General features: G+C 63.0%; 19 protein-coding genes. 6 read left to right on the top strand and 13 right to left on the bottom strand.

Annotation, left to right across the window (positions count from 1 at the left end; translation table 11 throughout):
* Positions 1 to 147: 147 nt before the first annotated feature.
* A complete protein-coding gene (pmbA, locus tag NJC40_RS11400; protein ID WP_045487867.1) occupies positions 148 to 1,494 on the bottom strand; it encodes a metalloprotease PmbA in 1,347 nt (448 codons plus the stop codon).
* Between the two features lie 107 nt (positions 1,495 to 1,601).
* On the opposite strand from pmbA, the gene yjgA reads away from it, so the two are divergent.
* Positions 1,602 to 2,123 carry a ribosome biogenesis factor YjgA gene (gene yjgA / locus NJC40_RS11395; protein WP_253139325.1) on the top strand — a complete coding sequence of 174 codons (522 nt, stop codon included), beginning with the start codon at positions 1,602 to 1,604 and terminating at the stop codon, positions 2,121 to 2,123.
* Positions 2,124 to 2,147: 24 nt separating this feature from the next.
* On the opposite strand, the gene tldD is transcribed toward yjgA, so the two are convergent.
* From tldD to mreB, 8 genes are all read right to left on the bottom strand, one after another.
* Entirely contained in the window at positions 2,148 to 3,587 is a 1,440-nt protein-coding gene (gene tldD / locus NJC40_RS11390; RefSeq protein ID WP_045487862.1) for a metalloprotease TldD, read from the bottom strand.
* A gap of 2 nt (positions 3,588 to 3,589) precedes the next feature.
* On the bottom strand, positions 3,590 to 4,435 hold the full coding sequence (locus tag NJC40_RS11385) for a carbon-nitrogen hydrolase family protein (protein WP_253139328.1): 846 nt from the start codon (positions 4,433 to 4,435) through the stop codon (positions 3,590 to 3,592).
* A 32-nt stretch (positions 4,436 to 4,467) separates the two neighbouring features.
* Entirely contained in the window at positions 4,468 to 8,289 is a 3,822-nt protein-coding gene (locus NJC40_RS11380) for a YhdP family protein (RefSeq protein ID WP_253139330.1), read from the bottom strand.
* 301 nt (positions 8,290 to 8,590) lie between these two features.
* The gene (gene rng, locus NJC40_RS11375) at positions 8,591 to 10,048 is read right to left on the bottom strand and encodes a ribonuclease G (protein WP_045487853.1); all 1,458 of its coding nucleotides are present in this window, start codon (positions 10,046 to 10,048) and stop codon (positions 8,591 to 8,593) included.
* Entirely contained in the window at positions 10,045 to 10,647 is a 603-nt protein-coding gene (locus NJC40_RS11370; protein ID WP_045487850.1) for a Maf family protein, read from the bottom strand. The genes rng and NJC40_RS11370 overlap by 4 nt, the downstream gene beginning before the upstream one ends.
* A 44-nt stretch (positions 10,648 to 10,691) precedes the next feature.
* The gene (gene mreD / locus NJC40_RS11365) at positions 10,692 to 11,183 is read right to left on the bottom strand and encodes a rod shape-determining protein MreD (protein ID WP_253116326.1); all 492 of its coding nucleotides are present in this window, start codon (positions 11,181 to 11,183) and stop codon (positions 10,692 to 10,694) included.
* Entirely contained in the window at positions 11,176 to 12,255 is a 1,080-nt protein-coding gene (mreC, locus tag NJC40_RS11360) for a rod shape-determining protein MreC (RefSeq protein WP_253139526.1), read from the bottom strand. Before mreC ends, mreD begins: the two co-directional genes overlap by 8 nt.
* 350 nt (positions 12,256 to 12,605) lie before the next feature.
* On the bottom strand, positions 12,606 to 13,643 hold the full coding sequence (gene mreB, locus NJC40_RS11355; RefSeq protein WP_045487844.1) for a rod shape-determining protein MreB: 1,038 nt from the start codon (positions 13,641 to 13,643) through the stop codon (positions 12,606 to 12,608).
* Positions 13,644 to 13,851: 208 nt separating this feature from the next.
* Here mreB and gatC point away from each other — a divergent pair, with 208 nt between their 5' ends.
* From gatC to NJC40_RS11330, 5 genes are all read left to right on the top strand, one after another.
* A complete protein-coding gene (gatC, locus tag NJC40_RS11350; protein WP_045487841.1) occupies positions 13,852 to 14,139 on the top strand; it encodes an Asp-tRNA(Asn)/Glu-tRNA(Gln) amidotransferase subunit GatC in 288 nt (95 codons plus the stop codon).
* 14 nt (positions 14,140 to 14,153) lie between these two features.
* Positions 14,154 to 15,605 carry an Asp-tRNA(Asn)/Glu-tRNA(Gln) amidotransferase subunit GatA gene (gene gatA / locus NJC40_RS11345; protein WP_253139333.1) on the top strand — a complete coding sequence of 484 codons (1,452 nt, stop codon included), beginning with the start codon at positions 14,154 to 14,156 and terminating at the stop codon, positions 15,603 to 15,605.
* Between the two features lie 12 nt (positions 15,606 to 15,617).
* On the top strand, positions 15,618 to 17,063 hold the full coding sequence (gene gatB / locus NJC40_RS11340) for an Asp-tRNA(Asn)/Glu-tRNA(Gln) amidotransferase subunit GatB (RefSeq protein ID WP_045487836.1): 1,446 nt from the start codon (positions 15,618 to 15,620) through the stop codon (positions 17,061 to 17,063).
* A gap of 149 nt (positions 17,064 to 17,212) precedes the next feature.
* Positions 17,213 to 17,581 carry a septal ring lytic transglycosylase RlpA family protein gene (locus NJC40_RS11335; RefSeq protein WP_045487833.1) on the top strand — a complete coding sequence of 123 codons (369 nt, stop codon included), beginning with the start codon at positions 17,213 to 17,215 and terminating at the stop codon, positions 17,579 to 17,581.
* Between the two features lie 52 nt (positions 17,582 to 17,633).
* Positions 17,634 to 18,680 carry a calcium/sodium antiporter gene (locus NJC40_RS11330; protein WP_253139336.1) on the top strand — a complete coding sequence of 349 codons (1,047 nt, stop codon included), beginning with the start codon at positions 17,634 to 17,636 and terminating at the stop codon, positions 18,678 to 18,680.
* Between the two features lie 29 nt (positions 18,681 to 18,709).
* On the opposite strand, the gene NJC40_RS11325 is transcribed toward NJC40_RS11330, so the two are convergent.
* The 4 genes from NJC40_RS11325 to ptsP form a co-directional block, all read right to left on the bottom strand.
* Complete coding sequence (locus tag NJC40_RS11325) at positions 18,710 to 19,651, bottom strand: AEC family transporter (protein WP_045487827.1); 942 nt, start codon at positions 19,649 to 19,651, stop codon at positions 18,710 to 18,712.
* 124 nt (positions 19,652 to 19,775) lie between these two features.
* Positions 19,776 to 21,512 carry a PTS fructose-like transporter subunit IIB gene (locus NJC40_RS11320; RefSeq protein WP_045487825.1) on the bottom strand — a complete coding sequence of 579 codons (1,737 nt, stop codon included), beginning with the start codon at positions 21,510 to 21,512 and terminating at the stop codon, positions 19,776 to 19,778.
* Between the two features lie 15 nt (positions 21,513 to 21,527).
* Positions 21,528 to 22,469: a 1-phosphofructokinase gene (gene pfkB / locus NJC40_RS11315; protein WP_253116331.1), complete on the bottom strand. Its 942-nt coding sequence runs from the start codon at positions 22,467 to 22,469 to the stop codon at positions 21,528 to 21,530.
* Positions 22,470 to 25,334 carry a phosphoenolpyruvate--protein phosphotransferase gene (gene ptsP, locus NJC40_RS11310; protein ID WP_253139339.1) on the bottom strand — a complete coding sequence of 955 codons (2,865 nt, stop codon included), beginning with the start codon at positions 25,332 to 25,334 and terminating at the stop codon, positions 22,470 to 22,472. It lies immediately after the preceding gene.
* Between the last annotated feature and the right edge of the window lie 64 nt (positions 25,335 to 25,398).

Genomic DNA, 25,398 nt, shown 5'->3' with positions numbered 1-25,398 from the left:
AGATATTTCAGGGGGAAAAAGCAGCGGGTATGCAGCGACTCGGGAGGGAACATCGGTAGGAGCGAGCTTGCTCGCGAATCTTCAGCAGACGTTAAACATGGGGCGTCTGGAGGATTCGCGACCAAGGTCGCTCCTACCGGTGGTTTATCAGCTACCTGCGACGGTCATGCGCTCGATCAGGACCGAGCCGGTGCGGATGTTGCCGCGCAGTTCAAGATCGCTGCCAACGGCGACGATCTGCCTGAACATGTCACGCATGTTGCCGGCAATCGTCACTTCCTGAACGGCAAACTGGATCTCGCCATTCTCCACCCAAAAGCCGGCCGCACCGCGCGAGTAGTCGCCGGTGACCATGTTCAGGCCGCTGCCCATCAGTTCGGTGACCAGCAGGCCACGACCCATACGCCGGATCAGTGCCGCCTGGTCTTCGCTGCCGTGGCTGACGAACAGGTTATGCACCCCGCCAGCGTTGGCGGTGCTGGGCATACCCAGTTTGCGACCTGAATAGGTGCTCAGCACATACGACACAAGGTCGCCATTTTCGACAAACGGTTTGGCGTAGGTAGCAAGGCCGTCACCATCGAACGAGGCGCTGCCCATTGCCCGCATCAGGTGCGGCCGTTCATCGATGGTCAGCCACTCAGGGAACAGCCGCTGGCCCAGCGCGCCTTCAAGGAAAGAGGACTTACGGTACAGGTTACCGCCAGAGATCGCGCCCAGGAAACTGCCGAACAGCCCGCCGGCCAGTTCGGCGCTGAACAGGACCGGTACTTCGCAAGTCGGCACCGGTCGCGCGCCCAGGCGGCTGGCTGCGCGCTCGGCAGCCTTGCGTCCAATGCTTACCGGATCGCTCAGCAAAGAGCCCTGACGGTTGACGTCATACCAGTAATCGCGCTGCATCTGGCCGCCATCTTCGGCGATCATCACGCAACTCAGGCTATGCCGGGTCGAGGCGTAACCGCCGATAAAGCCGTTGCTGTTGCCGTACACACGGCAGCCCTGATGGGTATTGAGCGTGGTGCCATCGGCGTTTTTGATCCGCTTGTCGGCATCAAATGCTGCCGCTTCGCAGATCAGCGCTTTTTCGATGGCCTGTTCCGGGGTGATATCCCAGGCATGGTAGAGGTCGAAATCCTTTACCTCGCGAGCCATCAACGCCGCATCGGCGAGCCCGGAGCTTTGGTCTTCGGAAGTGTGTTCGGCAATCGCCAGCGCTGCGGCGACGGTTTCACGGATCGCTTCAGGGCCGACTGCCGAGGTGCTGGCCGACCCTTTACGCTGGCCGACATACAGGGTGATGCCAAAGCCCTGATCGCGATTGAATTCCACAGTCTCGACTTCGCGCTGACGCACCGAGGTCGACAACCCCTGGTCCACGGATACCGCCACTTCGCAGGCCGTGGCGCCCTGACGCCGGGCTTCGGCAATGATCTGCTCAACCTGCTGCTCAAGGGCCGACAAGGCCTGCGGGCCGACGCTTTGGGTTGCACTCATGACTTTCTCCATCAAATTCTGCTTTCGGCACGGCCCGTATACCGAGCGGACCGGACAAGCGGCCCCCGAGTGGTTATCATGGCGCCGTTTATTTGCGGACGGCCCCCATGGTTGATTCTTACGACGACTCCCTCGACGGGGAGAAAAGCAAAACCCAGGTAAAACGCGAGATGCAGGCTCTGGTCGAGCTTGGCGAACGCCTGACCACCTTCAAACCCGACCTGCTCGACAAGCTGCCGATGACCGACGGCTTGCGCAAGGCCCTGGCCGAGGCCCACAAGCACACGGCCCACGCCGCCCGTAAACGGCACATCCTGTTCATCGGCAAGCTGATGCGCGATCAGGACCAGGAGGCCATTCTGGCGCTGGTGGACCAGCTCGACAGCTCGACCCGTCAGTACAACGAGCGCTTTCACGCCCTTGAACGCTGGCGTGACCGGCTGATTGGCGGTGACGACGGCGACCTGGAAAAATTCGTCGTCGAGTACCCCGAAGCCGATCGCCAGCAGCTGCGTTCGCTGATCCGCCAGGCCCAGCACGAGGTGGCACGCAACAAACCGCCAGCCTCCAGCCGCAAGATCTTCAAGTACATTCGCGAGCTGGACGAGCTGCAGCGCGGCCTGCGTTAGTTCCCGTCCTTTCCTGCCCTGCTCTCAGGCTCCGGTGCCGCCAACAGTGATCGCATCGAGCTTGAGGGTCGGCTGCCCCACGCCAACCGGCACCGATTGCCCATCCTTGCCACAGGTCCCGACACCACTGTCCAGTTTCAGGTCGTTACCGACCATTGACACCCGGCTCATGGCTTCCGGACCGTTGCCGATCAGGGTCGCACCCTTGACCGGCGTAGTGATTTTGCCGTCTTCGATCAGGTACGCCTCGCTGGTAGAAAACACGAACTTGCCGCTGGTGATGTCGACCTGACCGCCGCCAAGGTTGGCGCAGTAGATACCTTTTTTCACCGAGGCGATAATTTCCTGTGGATCGCTCTGCCCGCCAAGCATGTAGGTGTTGGTCATGCGCGGCATCGGCAGGTGCGCGTAGGACTCACGACGACCATTACCGGTGCGCGCCACACCCATCAGCCGTGCATTGAGCTTGTCCTGCATGTAGCCCTTGAGCACGCCGTTCTCGATCAGGGTGGTGCATTGGGTCGGGGTGCCTTCGTCATCGACGCTCAGCGAACCACGGCGACCTGCCAGGGTACCGTCGTCGACGATGGTGCACAGTTTGGAGGCAACCATTTCGCCAATCCGGCCGCTGTAGGCCGAGCTGCCCTTGCGGTTGAAATCGCCTTCCAGACCGTGGCCAACGGCTTCGTGCAACAGCACACCGGACCAGCCTGAGCCGAGCACCACCGGCAGGGTGCCAGCCGGAGCCGGCACCGCTTCGAGGTTGACCAGCGCCTGGCGCAGCGCTTCACGGGCATAGCCCATGGCCCGGTCTTCATTGAGGAAGTAGCGGTAATCGGTACGTCCGCCGCCACCGTGACCACCGCGTTCGCGGCGGCCGTTCTGCTCGACGATCACGCTGACATTGAAGCGCACCAGCGGCCGCACATCGGCCGCCAGGCTACCGTCGGCGGCGGCGACCAGAATCTGCTCCCAGACCCCGGCCATGCTCACCGACACTTGCTGAATGCGCGGGTCCAGGGCCCGGGTGGCGATGTCGATGCGCTTGAGCAACTCGACTTTTTCCGCACGGCTGAGCACTTCGAGCGGGTTGTCCGCCGCGTACAAGCGAGTCACATCCTGGGCAGTGAAGGCCTGGACCCGGCCCTGCTGACCGGCACGGGAAATCGAGCGGGCGGCGCCTGCGGCGGCCGTCAGGGCTTCCAGATTGATGGCGTTGCTGTAGGCAAAACCGGTTTTTTCTCCCGACTGGGCACGTACGCCCACGCCCTGGTCCATGTTGAAACTGCCTTCCTTGACGATACCGTCCTCCAGCGCCCAGGACTCGGAAATGATGCCCTGGAAGTACAGATCGGCTGCGTCGATTCCCGGCCCGGCCAGCTCGCCCAGCACCGCTTGCAGGTTATCCAGGCTCAACCCGCCAGGGGCCAGAAGGTGTTCGCTGACTGAGGACACGTCACTCATATTCACTCCGAAGCAGGCCGCACCGCGTCCTGCACTGTAAAGCGCCGGTGACTGGACACCGGCATCCGCGCCCGTATGGACGCCTGTTCTTCACTGTCGCGCTGCGCCAACAGCACGGCTTCGCCTTTGTCCTGCTCGGCCAGCACCCGCCCCCAAGGGTCGATGATCGCGGCCTGGCCCCAGGTTTCCCGTGGGCCAGGGTGCACGCCGCCCTGGGCGGCTGCCAGCAGGTAACACTGGGTCTCGATCGCGCGGGCGCGAATCAGGACCTCCCAGTGCGCCGCACCGGTCACGGCGGTGAACGCCGAAGGTGCGGTAATCAACTCAGCGCCCGCTTCACGCAAGGCGGTGTACAACTCGGGAAAGCGCAGGTCGTAACATACGCTCAAGCCCAGCCGGCCTACCGGCGTGTCGGCCACCACCACGTTGGCTCCATGAGCATAGTCATCAGACTCACGGTAGCGCCCGCGATTGTCAGTAACATCCACATCGAACAGGTGCAGCTTGTCATAGCGCGCGGCCTGTTCGCCGTGTTCATCGATCAGCAGCGAGCAGGCGGTGACCTTGCCCTCGGGCTGCCCCTCGGGCGGCAACGGCAAGGTGCCGGCGACTATCCATAACCTGAGGTCGCGGGCGGCCTGTTTCAACCATGGCAGGATGGGACCCTCGCCCAACGCCTCGGCACGCCCGATGGCGGCGGCGTCACGCCGGCCCAGTGCCGAGAAGTTTTCTGGCAGCACCGCCAGCCGGGCGCCCTGCCCGGCGGCCTGCTCCAGCAAGCGCCGGGCCTGGCGCAGGTTGTCTGCAATGTCGCTCTGGCTGACCATCTGAATGACGGCAAATGTCATGGCTTGCTCCTGAGTCCTTTCCGGCAATGCGGTTACTGAGGCTTCTCGAACGGTTTGTCGAAGGTGATCTTCGGCTCCTTCCAGGGACCTTCGACCTTGTACTGGACGCTGGCAAAGCGTGCTACACGATCGCCCAGCAGTTTGTCTGCGATAAACAATGCACCGCCGATGGCTGGTGCACCCACAATCAGCGCGGCAATCGGCAGGTTGTTGGTAACCGGCAGAGTGACCAGCAGCTTGGCATCGACCCGATCCTTGACCATATCCAGGGTGCCGTCCAGCTCAAGATTACTCGACGGACCGGTCAGGGTGATCGGCTTGCGTGTCACATAGACACCGTCGCTGGCCACCAACAGACCTTTGACCCGATCGTAACTCAAGCCCTTGCCCAACAGGTCGGAGAAGTCCAGCCGCAGGCGACGGCCGATGGAGTTGAAATTCAGCAAGCCGAATACCCGTAACGCTTGCGCACCGCCCTCGACCTCGACGAACTGACCATTGCGCAGCGTCGCATCCAGGCTGCCGGAGTAACGCTTCAGACCGACCCAGGCTGGCGAGCCGGGCCAACGCCCGTCGATGTCCAGATCGAACGTCTGACTGGTCACGGTCGGGGCGAAATTCCAGGCTTTGAGCACATCGCCCAGATTCTTGCCCGCCATATGCCCCTTGAGCCAACTGCTGCTGGCCCCTGGCGCGCCTTCCCAGCCACCCTCGCCCTCCAGCAACAGGCCCTTGAGCCCCAGGCTCAGATCGCTCAAGCGCAAGCCTGTCGGCGTCGGACGGATTTTCAGCGCCCAGGCGCCGACCAGTTGCTGGCCCTGGAACAGCTGGTTGATATTGACGTTCAGTGCCGGAATCTTGCGCGGGTCAACATCCGCCAGCGGGTCAGGCGGGTTATCCACCACCGGCGCGTCAGGATCGGGCGCCGGCAAGCGTACATACTGCATGGCTATGTCGATCGGCGCGTTTTTGGCATCGGGCAACAGCGCACTGCCTTTGGCCTGGGTACTGTCCAGCGACAATCGCCAGGCGGCAGCATTGCGCTCCAACTGAACCCGCGCCTGGTCCAGGGTGGTGCCCATGGCGGTCAGCCTGCCGACCTGCAGATCCACACCGCCAAGGGTCTGTCGGGCGCTGCCGCCGGGGTCGTTGCCACTGTAGCGCTGAGCAATGTCCTGCCAGGGGCTGAGGTCCAGTTCCGCCAGGCTGCCGCTGATCCGCAAGCCTTTGGCCTGGGGCACCACTGCGCCGCCCTGGCCGATAAACAGCTCGCCACGGCCTTGTGCCGGGTTGCTGGCCGGCGCCGCCCAGGCCAGATTGGCCAGCTCACCATAGGCCGCATCAAAACGCCGTTCGCTGCCTTGCAGGGTCATCCGCAATTCACTGGGGCGGGCTTCATCACGGGATTTGCCGAACGGGGCCGGCAGATCCACTGCCAATCCTTGCAGGCTTGAAGTGATCGACAGCGGCGTCGACGCGCCATCGAGCAGCAACTGCAACTGGTAGGGAATATCGCCCGACACCGGTAGCGGCTGGGTAAAGCTCAGCCAGTCGGTGAGACGCTTCAAGGCAATCTGCCCATTGGCAGTGATGCGCGTGACGTTCGCGCCTGGCTTGCCTTCAGCGGCAATCTCGGCGGTAACCGGACGACCGAACGCCTGAGCACTGATACCCTTGCCAGACAACCCCCGCGCGCTGTCAAAACGGAACTCGCCCTTGAGCTGGGTCAGGTCCAGCACCGGGTCGGCCAGTTTGAGTTGCGCGCCCTCACTGGCAAAATCCACCAGGATCTTCGGCTCCAGGCCCTTCTCCAGCGGGATGTCCAGTTTCAGGCTGCCATTGAGCGGCCCCTGCCCCTGCCAACCGGCAAACGTCGCCGCCGTACCAAGCGGCGCGCTCTGGAGGATTTTCAAACCGTCGACCAGGCTGCCTGCAAACTTGCCGTCTACCAACAGATGGCTGGGCTGCCCTTTGGGCGCATGCGGCACCTCGACGCGCACGTCACTGACCCGGGTATCGAGCAGTTGGCCCTTGCTGGCCTTGATCCGTACCCCGCTGTTCTCGACATACACCTTGCCGTCGATGCCGGTCAGCAACGGCCAGCCCGGCTGGAAATCCAGTGTTGCATTGCCCACATCGAAGAACAGGCTGATCACCCGCGCGGTGTCGCTGGCGTCCTTGTGCAACGAGCCCTGGTACTGGAAAAACCCTTCCCTGACATCTCCCGCCACAATAGCGGTACGCAGCCAGTGGTCCAGCGCCGGGCTGAGGACGGCAGGCAGGTACTTGCCGGTAAACCGGCCGTCGCCGTCGGTCAGCCCGACGCGCAGGTCCATATAGTCTTCATGACCGGGCTTGAGATGAATACGGATCAAGAAATCCGCCGCGATCTTGCCCTCTTCGCCAAGCACTTTGATGTACGGCGCAATCAGGGTGAAACGCTCCTGATCGAGGGTCCAGGTCAGGCGAGCGTTGGCTTTGAGGTAGTGCCAGGGCTTGGCGAAAATCGGGTCCAGATGCAGCATGAAGTCATCCGTGGCCAGACGCAGCTCGCCTTTGCCCAGATCACCGCTGATCGCCCCGCTGACGTTACCGGCGGCCGGCGCGCCGTGGTAGGCATCGAAACCGACCCGGTCCAGGTTGGCGGCAAAGCTCAGCCGCTCGTCACCGCTGGCCTGCGGTCGCCAGTCGAGTAACACATTGCGCAGCCCGCCAGTGACCTGCAGACGCTTGACCACCTCGCGCAGACCATCGGGCATCGGTGCCAGCGCCTGAAGCAGCGGGGTCAGTGGGGTCAGGTCGAGGCGGTCGGCCTCGACATGCCAGCGCTCCTCATTCTCGCTGCCGGGCCGGGCCTGATGCTGCTGGACCTGCACCCGACTCTCCCAGCGCTGCTCGCCCAGACTCATGGCCAGCGAACCGAGGGTGACCCGGATCCCCTGATCGTTGCGCGCCAGCCAGGCATTGAGCGCCAGATTGTCGATGCGCGCAGGTTTGTGCTGCTGGTAACCGCCTTCCAGTTGCGGCGCATTGAGACGCACTGCTGCACGCTGCACTGTGCCCTTGTCCCAGCCCAGCCAGAACTCGCCACCGGCCTTCAGGGTGTGCAGATGCCAGTCACGGGTCAGGTTGCCGGGCAACCATTTGGCCCAGTCACTCTGTGGCAGGCTCAGATAGACATCGGCCTGGGCTTCGCGCCAGCGGCTGGCATCGACGCGGGCCTTTACGTTCAATGCCAGCGGCTGGCCATCTGGCAGATTCAAACGGGCGTCCAGGCGCTGCTGCCAGCTGCCGCTGGCCAGACTCAGGTTGACGTAGGTGAACGTCAGCGGGTTGGCCTGGAACGGCTGCACCGTGACCTGGCTGTCGAGCAGCGAAAGATGCGCGACCTGCTGCAGGCTGTTGAGAACCTGCGTCGGATCGGTCGGGGTGTCGTCCTTGACCGGCAGCCCCTGCAAGCGCCACTGACCGTCTTCGGCCTGGCTGAGCACCACTTGCAGACCGCTGACTTCCAGATGCGCCAGACGCACCGTCCGGGCCTTGAGGCTGGCCCACAGCGCCGGCACCACCCGCACCTGATCGAGGCGCAATTGATTGCCGCCTGAGCCAACCATCACATCATGGGCCAGCAACACCGGAGCGAAGCCGCTCCAGCGGCCTTCCAGGCTGCCAATGCTGACCGGCATGTCGAGTGCGCTGCTGACCCGGCTTTCAAGATCGGCACGGTACTCGGCGACCATGGGCACCAGTTGCCGGCCAAGGCTGACGTACAAGGCCGCCAGGACCAACAGCAAGGCACACAGGCTCAACCCCCAACGCGTCAGGGTTGCCAACAGGCCAGGCACACGCCCCATCAGACGAAAATCCGTCGCATGGGGGGTTGTTTCATACAGGCCAGTGCAGTCGGGGCCGAGGTTTGCTCATTGGTCACACGTTACTCGCATCGATACGCTGGGCGGGTTGTTTGCAGGGTGTTCGCGGCTAAAGCCAATACTGTTCGGTTAAGTACACAAATCTCGGTGGGAGGCAGCTCTGCTGGCGAAGACGGCAGCACATTCGCAGCAGATGCTGTGACTTTACTGGCCTCTTCGCGAGCAGACCGGGGCGCCGGCCGGCTCTTCCCACCGGGTCCGCGTGTCGCGGCTAAAGCCGCTCCTACAGCAGCACAACGTCGTATTGTTCCTGGGAATACATTGACTCGACCTGGAAGCGAATGGTTCGGCCAATGAAGGCTTCAAGTTCCGCGACATTGCCCGACTCTTCGTCGAGCAGGCGGTCAACGACCCGCTGGTTGGCCAGCACCCGGTAACCGACCGCCTGATACGCCCGGGCCTCACGCAGGATTTCGCGGAATATCTCATAGCAGATGGTCTCCGGCGTTTTCAGCTTGCCGCGCCCCTGACAGCAGTGGCAGGGCTCGCAAAGGATCTGCTCCAGGCTTTCACGGGTACGTTTACGGGTCATCTGCACCAGGCCAAGCTCGGTGATGCCGATGATGTTGGTTTTGGCATGGTCGCGTTCGAGCTGTTTCTCCAGGGTGCGCAGCACCTGACGCTGATGCTCGACGTCTTCCATGTCGATGAAGTCGATGATGATGATGCCGCCCAGGTTGCGCAGGCGCAGTTGCCGGGCGATGGCGGTGGCCGCCTCCAGATTGGTCTTGAAGATGGTTTCTTCAAGGTTGCGATGACCGACAAAAGCACCGGTATTGACGTCGATGGTCGTCATTGCCTCGGCCGGATCGACCACCAGGTAGCCGCCGGACTTGAGCGGCACCTTGCGCTCCAGCGCTTTCTGGATTTCATCCTCGACGCCGTACAGATCGAAGATCGGTCGCTCGCCGGGGTAGTGCTCCAGGCGATCGGCGATCTCGGGCATCAGTTCAGTGACGAACTGGCCGGTCTTCTGGAAGGTTTCCCGCGAGTCGATGCGGATCTTCTCGATCCGCGGGCTGACCAGGTCGCGCAAAGTACGCAACGCCAGACCCAGGTCTTCGTAGATGACGCTGGGCGGGCTGATGGTCTTGATCTGCTCGCCGATCTGATCCCACAGGCGGCGCAGGTAACGGATGTCCATGAGGATCTCGTCGGCGCCGGCGCCTTCGGCAGCGGTACGCAGGATAAACCCGCCGGCCTCCTTGATGCCCTCCTGCTCGACGCAGTCGCTGACCACCTTTTTCAAGCGCTCGCGCTCGCCCTCGTCTTCGATCTTCAGTGAGATGCCGACATGCGCGGTGCGCGGCATATACACCAGATAGCGCGACGGAATGGACAACTGCGTGGTCAGGCGTGCGCCCTTGCTGCCGATCGGGTCCTTGGTGACCTGGACCACCAGGCTCTGGCCTTCATGCACCAGCGAGCTGATCGGCTCGACCGCCGAGCCTTCACGCAGGGAGATTTCCGAGGCATGGATGAATGCTGCCCGATCCAGGCCGATGTCGATGAAGGCAGCCTGCATACCGGGCAAGACCCTGACAACCTTGCCTTTATAGATATTGCCGACGATGCCGCGACGCTGGGTGCGCTCGACGTGGACCTCTTGCAGAACACCGTTTTCGACCACCGCCACACGGGACTCCATGGGGGTGATATTGATCAGGATTTCTTCACTCATGGCTGCTCACCTTCCGGGCCTTGCCAACAGGGTATGCCGAAAAGCCCCAGCAGGTCTGCTGTTTCACACAACGGCAAGCCGACAACCGCGGAATAACTGCCGTGCAGGGCCTCGACAAATATGGCTGCCAGCCCCTGAATCGCATAGCTGCCCGCCTTGTCCTGCGGCTCGCCGGTGGACCAATAAGCCCGCGCCTGGTCGGCGCTGATCGCTCTGAACCGCACCTGGCTGCTCACCACGCGACTTTCGCAGCGCTGCCGATCAAGCACTGCCACGGCGGTGAGTACCTGGTGTTCACGCCCCGACAAGGCGGCCAGCATGGCCAAGGCATCGGCCTCATCCTGCGGCTTGCCAAGAATTCGACCGTCCAGCACCACTGCCGTGTCAGCGCCCATGACACAGGCAGGCTCATGGTCGAGCAAGGCCAGGCCGGCCGCCGCCTTGCCCCGCGCCAGACGCTCGACATAACTGGCCGGTGGCTCATCAGGCAAAGGGCTTTCGTCGATCTGCGCGCTCAGCACGTTGAAAGGGATGCCGATCTGGGTCAGCAGCTCACGACGTCGCGGTGAACCGGAAGCCAGGTAAAGCACAGGTGGCATGAGGACGTCTCCTTGTCAGCGACGCCCCGCCTGGAGCGCCTGGCTTAATTGATTTTCAAGCGGTTGCTCAGCCCGCGTAAGCCATAGCTGATCCATGGCCACAGCAAGGCACTGACCAGCGCCGGCAGGACCAGGGTCAGGGTCGGCTGGCGATTGCCAGTCAGTGCGCTGAGCCACAACTGGGCCAGTTGCGCGACGCCATAGACCACCAGCAGGATCAGGCATTGCTGCCACATCGGGTAGATCCGCAGGCGCTGCTGCAAAGCCATGACCAGACAGGTGATCAGCGTCAGGATCAATGCATGCTGGCCCAGCAAGGTGCCATACAGCACATCCTCCATCAGCCCCAGCAACCAGGCGGTGGTCATGCCGATGCGATGCGGCAGGGTCAGCGCCCAGAAGGTCATCAACAGCGCCAGCCACATGGGCCGGAAGAACTCCATGAACTGTGGCAACGGTACGATACTGAGCAACAGGCCGATGGCGAACGTCAGCCAGACCACCCAGCCATTGCGCCCGGATACATGACTAACCATCAATAGGCTCCCGGGAGGTGGACGGTGTTCTGTTCGCGGGGGCCGCTGCCGGTGGGCTCGCCGCCGGCCTGGCGGCCGGGCGACTGCTGGCCGGCGCAGAGCTGGCCGGCTGCGGCGTGCTGTGCGTGGCCGGTGCCGCAAGGCCCGGTATAGGGCCTGGGTAGAACGGCAACAACGCCCCCGGAATGTTCGACAGCACCGGCGCGTAAGTGGCAGGTGTCGCAGGCGCTACTGCGGCTTCGCTTCTGTCCAGGCTTTCCTGGGCCTGGGCCGCCTCTGCGGCACGCTCTTCAGGCGAACGCCCGTCAGAAAACACCAGCAGCAGGTAGCGACTGCGATTCAAAGCGGCAGTAGGCACCGCCCGCACAATGGCGAACGGTTGCCCGGAATCGTGAATCACTTCCTTGACCGTCGCCACCGGATAACCGGCCGGGAAGCGCTGGCCCAGGCCAGAGCTGACCAGCAGATCACCCTCTTTGATATCAGCGGTATCGGCCACATGCCGCAATTCCAGACGCTCCGGGTTGCCTGTACCACTGGCGATAGCGCGCAAGCCGTTGCGGTTGACCTGCACCGGAATGCTATGAGTGGTGTCGGTCAGCAGCAGGACCCGGGCGGTATAAGGCATCAACTCGACCACCTGGCCCATCAACCCGCGGGCATCGAGCACCGGCTGGCCGAGGAACACACCGTCGCGCTCGCCTTTGTTGATGATGATGCGATGAGTGAACGGGTTGGGGTCCATGCCGATGAGTTCGGCCACCTCGACTTTCTCGTTGACCAGCGCCGAGGAGTTGAGCAACTCGCGCAGCCGCACGTTCTGCTCGGTCAGGGCTGCCAGTTTCTGCAGGCGCCCTTGCAGCAGCAAGGCTTCAGTCTTGAGTTTTTCGTTTTCGGCGAGCAGCTCGGTGCGGCTGCCAAATTGCGAGGCAACGCCCTGATAAAGACGCTGTGGCAGATCGACGACCCAGTAAGCCTGCATCAGCACCAGCGACATCTGGCTGCGCACCGGCTTGAGCAGGGTGAAACGGGCGTCCACCACCATCAGCGTTACAGACAGCACCGCCAGCACGAGCAGACGCACACCCAGCGAAGGGCCTTTGGCGAAAAGCGGTTTAATAGGCCACTCCTTTCGGGCATTCGCTCGAAGGTGCGGGCCTGGCTTGGCGGATGTTCATGAGCAAGAGAAGCCTGGACAGATGAAAAGCGCGTTGGGCGCGCCCACAGGTCGCACAAGGGCTACCTGCAAGAGGATGCTTACAACATGGCTGCACTCGGCGATACTGCGTTGAAATCGACCTCAAAATGCTCATTTACTACAGTAAACTCCGCTTTTTCGGCCAATTTCGCCTTGTCTTGCCTTGGTTCGCCGACTTTGTAAGCACCCCCTCACCAAAAAGTGGCTGGCGCACGTCCGACGAATCACTCGCTGGAGAGCAGGTCCATGGAGTGCTTGTCCATCATTTCCAGCGCGCGGCCACCGCCACGAGCCACACAGGTCAGCGGGTCTTCGGCAACGATTACCGGCAGGCCGGTTTCCTGGGCCAGCAACTTGTCGAGGTCGCGCAGCAGGGCGCCACCACCGGTCAGCACCAGGCCGCGCTCGGCGATGTCCGAAGCCAGCTCAGGTGGCGATTGCTCCAGCGCGCTTTTGACCGCCTGAACGATGGTCGCCAGCGACTCCTGCAGGGCTTCAAGCACTTCGTTGGAGTTCAGGGTAAAGGCACGCGGCACGCCCTCGGCCAGGTTACGGCCACGAACGTCAACTTCACGGACTTCGCCACCCGGGAACGCGGTGCCGATTTCCTGCTTGATACGCTCGGCAGTGGATTCGCCGATCAGGCTGCCGTAGTTACGGCGCACGTAAGTCACGATGGCCTCGTCGAAACGGTCACCGCCAACCCGTACGGATTCGGCATAGACCACGCCGTTGAGCGAGATCAGGGCGATTTCGGTGGTACCACCACCGATGTCGACGACCATCGAGCCGCGGGCTTCTTCAACCGGCAGGCCGGCACCGATGGCAGCGGCCATCGGCTCTTCGATCAGGAACACTTCACGGGCACCGGCACCGAGTGCCGATTCACGGATGGCGCGGCGCTCAACCTGGGTGGACTTGCACGGAACGCAAATCAACACGCGCGGGCTTGGCTGCAGAAAGCTGTTTTCATGAACCTTGTTGATGAAGTACTGCAGCATCTTTTCACAGACGCTGAAATCGGCGATCACACCATCTTTCATCGGACGAATGGCAGCAATGTTGCCTGGAGTACGGCCCAGCATGCGCTTGGCCTCGGTACCTACAGCGACGACGCTCTTCTGGTTGCCGTGGGTGCGGATGGCAACAACCGAGGGTTCATTCAGGACAATACCGCGCTCACGCACGTAAATAAGGGTGTTGGCAGTGCCCAGGTCGATAGAAAGATCACTGGAAAACATGCCACGCAGTTTCTTGAACATGGGAAGGGGACCCTAGGGAACGCGTGGGTAAAAAAGTGCGGCAAACTCTAACAACGACAGGGATTTTGGGCAAGGAGCCAATATGTTAAATTGGCTGTTTTTCCGAGCACGACCCTGCGCGTTTGAGGTTCTAGGACCGCAAAATCGCCGTTGTGTTCCGCAATCAGTGCATGGACCCTGATCCTTCGCACCCCACTGGAGAATTCTCATGGCGCTCGAACGCAGCGACGTGGAAAAGATCGCCCATCTGGCCCGCCTGGGCCTTGACGATGCCGACTTGCCACGCACCACCGAAGCACTGAACAGCATTCTCGGCCTGGTCGACCAGATGCAAGCGGTCGACACCAACGGCATCGAACCGCTGGCGCACCCTCTGGAAGCCTCGCAGCGCCTGCGCGAAGACGCCGTCACCGAACAGAATCATCGCGACGAATACCAGGCCATCGCCCCAGCGGTCGAGCAAGGCCTGTATCTGGTACCGAAAGTCATCGAGTAAGGGAAAGCGCCTGCATGCATCAAATGACTCTGGCCGAGATCGCCCGCGGACTCGCCGACAAGAAATTCTCCTCTGAAGAGCTGACCCGCAACCTGCTCGAGCGTATCAATAAGCTCGACCCGCAGCTCAACAGCTTCATTACCGTCACCGAAGACCTGGCCATCACCCAGGCCCAGGCCGCCGATGCCCGGCGTGCCGCCGGCGAAACCGGCGCACTGCTCGGTGCCCCGCTGGCACACAAGGACCTGTTCTGCACCCAGGGTGTGCGCACCAGCTGTGGCTCGCGCATGCTCGACAACTTCCGGGCGCCGTACGACGCCACGGTTGTGGAAAAGCTCGCCAAAGCCGGCACCGTGACGCTGGGCAAAACCAACATGGACGAATTCGCCATGGGTTCGGCCAACGAGTCGAGCTACTACGGTGCGGTGAAAAACCCCTGGAGCCTTGAGCACGTACCCGGCGGTTCGTCCGGCGGCTCCGCAGCGGCGGTTGCCGCGCGCCTGCTGCCTGCGACCACCGGCACCGACACCGGCGGCTCGATTCGTCAGCCTGCTGCGCTGACCAACCTCACCGGCCTGAAACCGACCTACGGTCGTGTTTCGCGCTGGGGCATGATTGCCTACGCATCGAGCCTCGACCAGGGCGGCCCGCTGGCCCGCACCGCTGAAGACTGCGCCCTGCTGCTGCAAGGCATGGCCGGCTTCGACGTGAAAGACTCCACCAGCATCGATGAACCGGTGCCGGACTACAGCGCGACCCTGAACGACTCGCTCAAGGGGCTGCGCATCGGCCTGCCGAAAGAGTACTTCGGTGCTGGCCTGGACCCGCGCATTGCGCAACTGGTGCAAGACAGCGTCAAGGAGCTGGAAAAGCTCGGCGCCGTGGTCAAGCCAATCAGCCTGCCGAATCTGCAGCACGGCATCCCGGCCTATTACGTCATCGCGCCGGCCGAGGCATCCTCGAACCTGTCGCGTTTCGACGGCGTGCGCTTCGGCCATCGCTGCGAAGAGCCCAAAGACCTCACCGACCTGTACAAGCGTTCGCGTGGCGAAGGTTTCGGCCCTGAGGTGCAGCGCCGCATCATGGTCGGCGCCTATGCGCTGTCGGCCGGCTACTACGATGCCTATTACCTCAAGGCACAGAAGATCCGCCGGCTGATCAAGAACGACTTCATGAACGCCTTTGCCGAGGTCGACGTAATCCTCGGCCCGACCACGCCGAACCCGGCCTGGAAGCTCGGCACCAAGAGCAGCGACCCGGTCGCCGCGTATCTGGAAGACGTGTACACCATCACCGCCAACCTCGCCGGCCTGCCAGGCCTGTCGATGCCGGCCGGGTTCGTCGACGGCCTGCCGGTCGGCGTGCAATTGCTCGCTCCTTACTTCCAGGAAGGTCGCCTGCTGAACATCGCGCACCAGTATCAGCTAAACACTGACTGGCACACCCGCGCCCCTGAAGGCTTCTAAGGAGAAGATCACATGCAATGGGAAGTCGTCATCGGGCTGGAAATCCACACCCAGCTTTTGACCCAATCGAAGATTTTCTCCGGCAGTGCCACCACGTTCGGCTCCGAGCCCAACACCCAGGCCAGCCTGGTTGATCTGGGCATGCCGGGCGTGCTGCCGGTGCTCAATAAAGAAGCCGTGCGCATGGCGGTGAAGTTCGGCCTGGCGGTCGATGCCGAGATCGGCCAGCACAACGTGTTCGCGCGCAAGAACTACTTCTACCCTGACCTGCCCAAGGGCTACCAGATCAGCCAGATGGAACTGCCGGTGGTCGGCAAGGGCCACCTGGACATCACTCTGGAAGACGGCACGGTCAAGCGCGTCGGCATTACCCGGGCGCACCTGGAAGAAGACGCCGGCAAGAGCCTGCACGAAGATTTCAGCGGCATGAGCGGCATCGACCTGAACCGCGCCGGCACGCCCCTGCTGGAAATCGTTTCCGAGCCTGACATGCGCAGCGCCAAGGAAGCGGTCGCCTATGTGCGCGCCATTCATGCGCTGGTGCGCTACCTGGGCATCTGCGACGGCAACATGGCCGAAGGCTCGCTGCGCTGCGACTGCAACGTCTCGATCCGGCCAAAGGGCCAGGTCGAGTTCGGCACCCGCTGCGAGATCAAGAACGTCAACTCGTTCCGCTTCATCGAAAAGGCCATCAACAGCGAGATCCAGCGCCAGATCGACCTGATCGAAGACGGCGGCAAGGTCGTGCAGCAAACTCGCCTGTACGATCCGAACAAGGACGAAACCCGTGCCATGCGCAGCAAGGAGGAAGCCAACGACTACCGTTACTTCCCCGACCCGGACCTGCTGCCGGTGATTATCGAAGACTCGTTCATCGAAGCCACCCGCGCCACCCTGCCCGAGCTGCCGCAACAAAAGCGCGAGCGCTTCCAGAGCCAGTTCGGCCTGTCGAGCTACGATGCCAGCGTACTGGCCAGCAGCCGCGAGCAGGCCGATTACTTCGAGCAGGTGGTCAGCATCAGCGGTGACGCCAAGCTGGCGGCCAACTGGGTCATGGTCGAGCTGGGCAGCCTGCTCAACAAGCAAGGCCTGGAAATCGAAGCGTCGCCGGTCAGTGCCGAGCAACTGGGTGGCATGCTGCTGCGCATTCGCGACAACACCATTTCCGGCAAGATCGCCAAGATGGTCTTCGAAGCGATGGCCAATGGTGAAGGCAGCGCCGATGAAGTCATCGACAAGCGCGGCCTGAAGCAGGTAACCGACAGCGGCGCGATCGAGGCGATGCTCGACGAGATGCTTGCCGCTAACGCCGAACAGGTCGAGCAGTACCGCGCCGCCGACGAGGCCAAGCGCGGCAAGATGTTCGGCTTCTTCGTTGGCCAGGCGATGAAAGTCTCCAAAGGCAAAGCCAACCCGCAACAGGTCAACGAACTGCTCAAGACCAAACTGGAAGGCTGATTCAAGGTCGCCCCCTGTAGGAGCGGCTTTAGCCGCGAAGGTTTCGCAGCTAAAGCGGATCGCCGCCCGGCCGCTCCTGCAAGACGGGTGATCTGTTGCAGCCCATACAGGCTCATGCCTGGCGTAATAACCCGAGAAGGATAATCTCCATGCGCCGATTGCTCATTGCCTGTTCCCTGCTTTCCCTGCTGGCTGGCTGCGCCAGCCACACCATTGACCCGCACGGTTACGACCAGATCGGTACCGCGTCCTATTACGGCAACGCCCACCATGGCAAGCGCACCGCCAGCGGCGAGCCGTTCGACCAGCATGCCCTGACCGCCGCGCATCGCCAGTTACCCTTCGGCACCCGGGTCAAAGTCACCAACCTCAACAACGAACGCAGTGTCGTGCTGCGGATCAATGACCGTGGCCCGCACACCCGCGGCCGGCTGATCGATGTGTCCCGCGAAGCCGCCGAGCAACTGGGCATGCTGCGCAGCGGAACCGCCAAAGTCCGTATCCAGAGCCTGGAATGAGGGCCTTGCCATTAGCTATCTGATTGCTCTGCCCCCCCAACTGCTGCTGCAATTGGCCAGCGGCCTGCTGTTGCTATTGATCGGTGCCGGTTTGTCGGTACGCGCCGCTGTCGGCCTGGCCGCCCTGTTACAGGTGCGTGCGCTGATCATCGGCCTGACCGTCGTGGCCCTGGGCAGCAGCGCACCACAGCTGTCGGTGGGCTTGCAGGCGGCCTTGACGGCAAGCCCGGATATCGCGGTGGGCAGCGTGGTCGGCGGGCATATCTTCAATATGCTGGTCACGCTGGGATTGTGTGCACTGATCATCCCCTTGCGTGTGCCATTGCAGGTGGTGCGTATCGATATACCCTTGCTGATTGGCGCCTGCGTGCTGCTGTTCGTACTGGCACGCAACGGTGAAATCAGTACGCTGGACGGCGTGATACTGCTGCTGGGCCTTGCCGCCTGCCTGTTGATCATCCTGCGTCAGGCCAGCCGCGGCGCACGACACGGGCATTACCAGAGCACCGAACAGTTGAGCCGTCGGCCACAGGCAGCCAAGCACTTGCTGATGCTGGCCGCCGGCCTGACGGCGCTGGTCAGCGGTGGCCATATGCTGGTCGAGGCGACCGTGGTGATCGCCATTCACCTGGGCCTGTCAGAGCGCATCATCGGTTTGACCCTGATGGCGGTCGCCACCTCGATCCCGGCGCTGCTCACCTCGTTGATCGCAGCCCTGCGCGGCGAACGCGACATCGCCGTAGGCAACGTGATCGGCAGCAGCCTGTTCAACCTGCTCGGCGTATTGGGCCTGACCACGCTGGTCGCTCCACAGCCGCTGTCAGTCTCGCCCAACTCACTGGTCTACGACCTGCCGATCATGCTCGGTGTGACGGTACTGTGCCTGCCGCTGTTGCATTCCGGGCTGCGTATAGACCGCCTCAAAGGCCTGCTGCTGCTGGCGCTCTACGCACTCTACGGGCTGGACATCATCGGCTTCAGCACCGGCTCGCTGCAGGCCGAACGCCTGGAAAGCCTGATGCTACGCTTCGTGCTGCCGACACTGACCGCTCTGGTCTTGCTCGGCATGCTGCGCAGTTGGTGGCGCCAACACCGATAGCAGCGCAGGCGCTCCCCGCCTGCAACTGCCTAGATCCAGCCACCCCACTGCAACAGGAAGATTCCGATGTTGGTGGTCACTGCGGCCGCCAGGGTGGTCAGCACAATGATCGCTGCCGCCAACTCGTAGTTGCCATTGGCCGAGCGGGCCATGATGTAGCTCGACGCTGCGGTCGGGCTGGCGAAGTACAGGAACAGAATGCCCAGCTCTGCGCCCCGGAAACCATAAGCCCAGGCCGCCAGGGTACAGATCAGCGGCAGCCAGACCATTTTCATCAGGCTCGCGCCAACCGCCATTTTGCCGCTCTTGCGCAGCGAGGCCAGCGACAGGGTGCCACCGATACAGATCAGCGCCAGCGGCAGGGTCATCTGCGCCAGATAGTTGGCCGAGGTTTCGAACCAGGTCGGCAGGCGCACACCGTAGTAGGCGAACGGCGAAGCGACGATTACGCTGATGATCAGCGGGTTGGACAAGACGCTCTTGATCACGCTCCACGGGTCGGATTTGATCACCGGGCTATACACCGCCAGGATCATGGTCGACAGCGCGTTGTAATAGAGGATGACCATCGCCGCGAGGATCGCCCCGACCGAGATGCCATGGCTACCGTACATGCTCGCCGCCAGCGCCAGGCCGACCACGCCGTTATTGCCACGGAATGCGCCTTGCACGTAGACGCCGCGGTCTTCGAACGGAATGCGCCAGATCGCCCAGCCCCACAGCAGGGCGAAGCTCAACAGGGTCGAGAGCGTGAAAAAGATCAGCAAGTCAGGCTGCAGGGCGGTGCTCAGATCAGCATGGACAATGCCCATGAACAGCAACGCCGGCATGGTGACATTGAACACCAGCGACGAAGCGGTAACGATGAAGCCGTCATTAATGGCGCCGATACGCTTGAGAAACACGCCCATGAACAGCATCGCAAACACCGGGGCGGTGACATTGAGTGTTTCAAGAAAAATTGCCAGCATGCCCCACACCCCGTCCCGTCGTTAGGTGACTAATGATAAGCCAAGTACGACATCATATGTGACAGGGTTTTACAGAAGCAGGCGCCAGCCGCTACATGACTGACGCCTGTATTGCCACGGCAACTCAGCTCTGCGGCGCCACTCGCAACTCGACCACATCCGGGCGTTTAAGCATGGCGTAGAGCACACCGGTCAGCAGGCTGCCGGCAACGATGGCGAGCAGGTACAGCAAGGCATGGTTGATCGCGTTGGGGATCAGCATCACGAACAGGCCGCCATGCGGCGCCATCAGCTTGCAGCCAAAATACATCGACAGGGCGCCGGTCAGTGCGCCCCCGGCGATGCTTGCCGGAATGACCCGCAACGGGTCTTTGGCGGCAAACGGGATCGCGCCCTCGGAAATGAAACACAGGCCCAGCACGAAAGACGCCTTGCCGGCCTCTCGTTCACTCTGGGCAAACTTGCGCCGCGCAAGCAGGCTGGCGATGCCCATGCCGATCGGCGGTACCATACCGGCCGCCATCGCCGCCGCCATGGGCGCGTAGCTCTGCGATGCCAGCAAGCCGACCGAGAACGCATAAGACGCCTTGTTGATTGGCCCGCCCAGATCGACGCACATCATCGCGCCAAGCACCACACCGAGCAAAATGGCGTTGGCGGTGCCCATGGTTTCCAGAAACTGGGTCAAGGCACTGAGCATCCCTGCCACCGGCCGCCCCACCACGTAGATCATCATCAGCCCGGTAAACAGGCTGGCCAGCAGCGGAATGATCAGAATCGGTTTGAGTGCTTCGACGCTGGCCGGCAAACGCGCATAACGGTTGATCAGTTGCGCGCTGTAGCCGGCCAGAAAACCGGCGACGATCCCGCCAATGAAGCCCGCACCGAGGGTACTGGCCAGCAAGCCGCCGATCATCCCCGGCGCCAGCCCCGGCCGGTCGGCGATGGACCAGGCGATGTAACCGGCCAGCAGCGGCACCATCAGTTTGAACGCCGCCTCACCGCCAATCTGCATCAGGGCCGCCGCCAGAGTGCCCTGCTCCTTGAACGCTTCGATGCCGAACACAAACGACAAGGCAATCAACAAGCCGCCGGCCACCACCATCGGCAGCATGAACGACACACCCGTCAGCAGGTGTTTATAGACGCCATTGCCCTCGCTCTTGGTCGCTGCCGCGCTGGCTTTACCGTGGGTTTCGACCACTGCCTCGCTCAATGCTTTGCCGAGGATCGCTTCAGGTTGCTTCAGGGCGATACCGGTACCGCAGCGGTAGATCCGCTTGCCGGCGAAGCGCTCGGTGGCCACTTCAATATCGGTGGCCAGCAGCACCACATCGGCCTGTTCAATGGCCTCGGCGCTCAATGGGGTACGGGCACCGACCGAACCCTGGGTTTCCACTTGCAGCTCGTGGTTCAGGCGTTTGGCAGCCTGTTGCAAGGCCTCGGCGGCCATGAAGGTGTGCGCCACGCCGGTCGGGCAGGCGGTGATGGCCACAATACGCGCGCCCTGCGCGGCTGACTGCACGGCCGCCGCCGGGCTGCTCGCCGGCTGGAAAGGTTGTGCCTGCGCGGCGGCGCCCTTGAGAAACCCTTCGGCATCCTGCAACGCCTGAGCGGGCGCAGCCTGGTATAAGCGTTTGCCGGCAAACCGGCTCAGATCCAGAGGGCCGGTGTACACGGCAACCACCAGATCGGCCTGCTCGATGTCTTGCGCCGACAGACAACGCTGCGGCTTGTGCGGGTCGACCACCTCGACGCAGGTCGACCAACCCAGGCGCTGGGCTGCCGCGTCCAGCAAGCGGGCGCTGAGTACGCTGCTGATCTTGCCGTTGGGGCAGGCCGTGACTATGGCTAATTTCATTACCCTTTCCTCTTGTTATTCTTCGCTCAGGCTGCGCACGGTCACGCCGCTCGCCAACGATTCAAGTTGTGCGGCATCGCTGATGCCGAACCCGATCTGGGTCACCGCCAACGCCGCGACTGCCGTGGCGGTGCGCAGCGCCTGTTGCGGCTCATGGCCATTGAGCAGGCCGTGTAACAGCCCCGCCAGCAATGAGTCACCGGCCCCCACCGTACTGGCCACACGAACCTTGGGCGGTCGCGCATGCAGCGCTGCGCCAGCGCGGAACCAGCACAGCCCCTCGCCACCCTGGGAAATCACCACATGCTCGATACCGTGGCGCTGCAGCTCGCGGGCCGCCGCCGTCTGCGCGGCAACGGAGTCAAGCGGCACAGCAAGCACCTGGGCCAGCTCTTCGGTGTTGGGCTTGATCAGCCACGGCGCAGCTTGCAGACCGGCGCGCAGCGCCTCGCCACTGGTGTCGAGGGCCACTTTGACACCCTGCTTGTTGAGCATGCCCAGCAAGCGTTGCAACCACTGTGGCGTTACGCCGCGCGGCAGGCTGCCGGCCACCACCACCGCGTCGAACTGTCCGGCGATCCGCTCGATACGCTCAAACAGCGCATGCTGCGCCTCGCTACCGACCTCAAGACCCGGCCCGTTGATATCGGTGATTCGCCCATCGGCTTCGGCCAGCTTGAGATTGCTGCGCGTCTCGCCCGGCACCCGGACAAACGCATCGACAAAGCCGCGTTGCTCGAACAATCGATCAAACGCCTGAGGGTTATCCAGGCCAAGAAACCCCGACACGGTCAGTTGATGGCCCAGATCAGCCAACACCTGGGCGACGTTGAGTCCTTTGCCCGCCGCATGGGTGTGCATCGCCTCGCTGCGATTGACCTCGCCGATACGCAGTTGCCCCAGCTGGACGGTCAGGTCCAGTGCCGGATTGAGAGTAACGGTCAGAATCCGCGCCATTCAGAGAGCCTCCACCAGTGTACGCACGTGTGTGGCGCTGCTGGCTTGCAGCGCCTCCCGGGCCAGTGCCTGAGCGCTCGACAGGCTGAGTTCGCGCACGCAGGCCTTGACCTCGGCAATGCTGCGCGCCGCAACGCTCAGCTCATCCACCCCAAGACCGACCAGCACCGGCACGGCCAGCGGATCGGCGGCCAGCTCGCCACACACGCCGACCCACTTGCCTTGGGCATGCGCCGCCTTGACGGTCATGTCGATCAATTGCAGGACCGCCGGGTGCAGGCCGTCGGCCTGGGCTGACAACGTCGGGTGACCCCGGTCGATGGCCAGCGCGTACTGGGTCAGGTCATTAGTGCCTACGCTGAAGAAGTCCACCTCCTGGGCCAGTACCGGGGCCAGCAGGGCGGCAGATGGCACCTCGACCATGATGCCCACTTGCAGATCGCTGACCGGAATCTCGCGGCGCAGGCGCTCAACCATGTCGCGGCTCTGACGCCATTCTTCGACACTGCCGACCATCGGGAACATGATCCGCAGCGCACGGTTATCGGCAGCGCGCAGCAGGGCACGCAATTGCGCCTCCATGATCTGCGGGCGCTGCAAGGTCAGACGGATGCCGCGCACGCCGAGGAACGGGTTCTCTTCCTTGTCGATGGGCCAGTACGGCAGCGGTTTGTCGCCGCCAACATCCAGCGTGCGCACCACCAGCGCACGGCCGCCCAGATCATCCAGCACCCGCCGGTATTCGAGTTCTTGGGTCGCTTCGTCCGGCGCCTGGTCATGAGCCATGAACAACAGCTCGGTACGCAACAGGCCAATACCCTCAGCACCCTGCTCCACGGCTGCCGGTGTGCCGCTGCTGTCGCCGATGTTCGCACAGACCTCAACCCGATGACCGTCGCGGGTCTGGGCCGGCTCAAAGCGTGCAGCGAAGGCAGCCTTGAGGCGCTGCTCGCGGGCGTCACGCTCATCAAGGGCGCGCTGCACCACAGCCTGATCCGGTGCCACGGTCAGGCGGCCACGTTGCGCATCGAGCAGCAACGGCGTGCCCGGCTCGATCAACAGCACCTGCTCACCGGCGCCCACCAGCGCGGTGATGCCCAGCGCACGAGCGACAATCGCGCTATGCGCCGTGGCGCCACCGCGTGCGGTAAGAATGCCGGCTACCCGTTGCGGGTCGAGGCGCGCCACATCGGACGGGCCAACCTCATCAATCACCAGCACATAAGGTTGCTGCGGTTCGGCGACCTGCCGCACACCGCACAGATGGCCAAGCACCCGCCGACCGACGTCGCGCAGGTCAGCAGCCCGCTCGGCGAGCAGGGCATCATTGAGTGCTTCCTGGCGCGAGGCCGCCGACTCGATAACGCCATCCCAGGCGGCGGCGGCGCTGGCACCGCTGTCCAGGCATCGCAATACCTCGGCGCTCAGTTCCGGGTCGTCGAGCATTTCCTGATGGGTAACAAAAATCTCGCTGATCGCCTTGGCCTGGCTGCGCTGAATCAGTTGGCCAAGCTCTTCGCGCACCTGAGCCAGGGCGTTGTGCAGACGCTCGCGCTCGGCAGCCGGCGATTGGCCTTGCTGCGGGTAGTCGAAGGTCGGCGTTACCTGCACATGGGCCGGCCCCAAGGCAATGCCCGGTGACGCCGCCACCGCGGCGATCACGGCACCGGCCGACGGCGCCGCTACGCTAAGAGGCGTAGCCGCCTGCAACACGGGCGCCGCTGCAGGTGCGGCAGCCAGCGGCTCGACCTGCTCGCCCAAGCCCTGCTCCACAGCCGCCAGCAACGCCGGTAAGGCATCGCTGGCAATACTCGGCTCAGCCACGAACTCCAGGGTCTGGCCACGGCGGGCCCCCAGGCTCAGCAGCTTGCTGAGGCTCTTCGCCGACACCGCGGTTTCGGCACTTTCCAGTACCCGCACGCGAATCTCGCCATCAAAGCCCTTGGCCAGTTGCGCCAACGCTTTGGCTGGCCGGGCATGCAGACCGTGGGCGTTGGCCAGAACGATCTGTGCAGCAGGCCACTCGGGCGGCACCTGCCCCCCCAGCGCCTGCAACACCGTGCGGCTATTGGTGGCTTGGCCCAGTTCCTGGCCACGGCCCTCAATCAGCAAGGCACATAGACGCTCAAGCAGCGCCTGGTGCGCCTCGCCCAGGCTGGCCAGACAGAACAAGCCAGTCAACGGCTGGCCCAGGTAGCGCAGAGGCTTGTCCGGGGTTACAAACGCCAGCCCCGGACGCTTGACGGTCTGCTCACTGTGCAACCACCACAGGCCGTCACCCAGTGGCAGGGCTTCGACCTGCTGCAGGATTGCGGCAAAACCGTTATTGACACAATCGGCCTTGCGCAATAACCGCGCGCCCCGCCAGACCAGCTCTTCGAAATCCTCCACCGACAGGCCCAGGCTGATCATCTGCGCATCCAGGGCCAGTTCCTGCGGGGCGCCTTGCAATAGCTTGAGCAGATCCTCTGGCGTTCTGGCGGCACGCAATGACGGTCCCAGATCATCTTCGCCCAGCGCCCGGGTCAATAATTGCAGCAGGCGCAGGTGCTCATCGGAGGTGGCCGCGATACCGATCGCCAGATAGACGATCTGCCCATCGCCCCAGTCCACCCCCTCGGGAAACTGCATCAGACGCACCCCGGTGGTGTGCACCTGATCACGGGTCTGCGGGGTGCCGTGAGGGATGGCAATACCCTGCCCCAGAAAGGTCGAGCCCTGTTGCTCGCGATCTTGCAAGCCTTGAAGATACCCAGGGGCAACCAGACCGTCAGCCACCAGATGATCGGCCAACAGTTGCAGGGCTGCGGATTTGTCCGCTGCCACCTGGGCCATGGAAATCTGCTCCAGAGCGAGTTCGAGCATGCCTGACTCCTGTTTGGCGCCAATACGCCGCTTGATTCTTGTTTTAGAAATTCTGTTGCACAAA

Origin of the sequence: Pseudomonas sp. 21LCFQ02 (assembly GCF_024129895.2) — a bacterium.
Taxonomy (GTDB): domain Bacteria; phylum Pseudomonadota; class Gammaproteobacteria; order Pseudomonadales; family Pseudomonadaceae; genus Aquipseudomonas.
The sequence above is the reverse complement of the archived record's forward strand: the minus strand, read 5'-3'. Positions and strand labels throughout refer to the sequence as shown.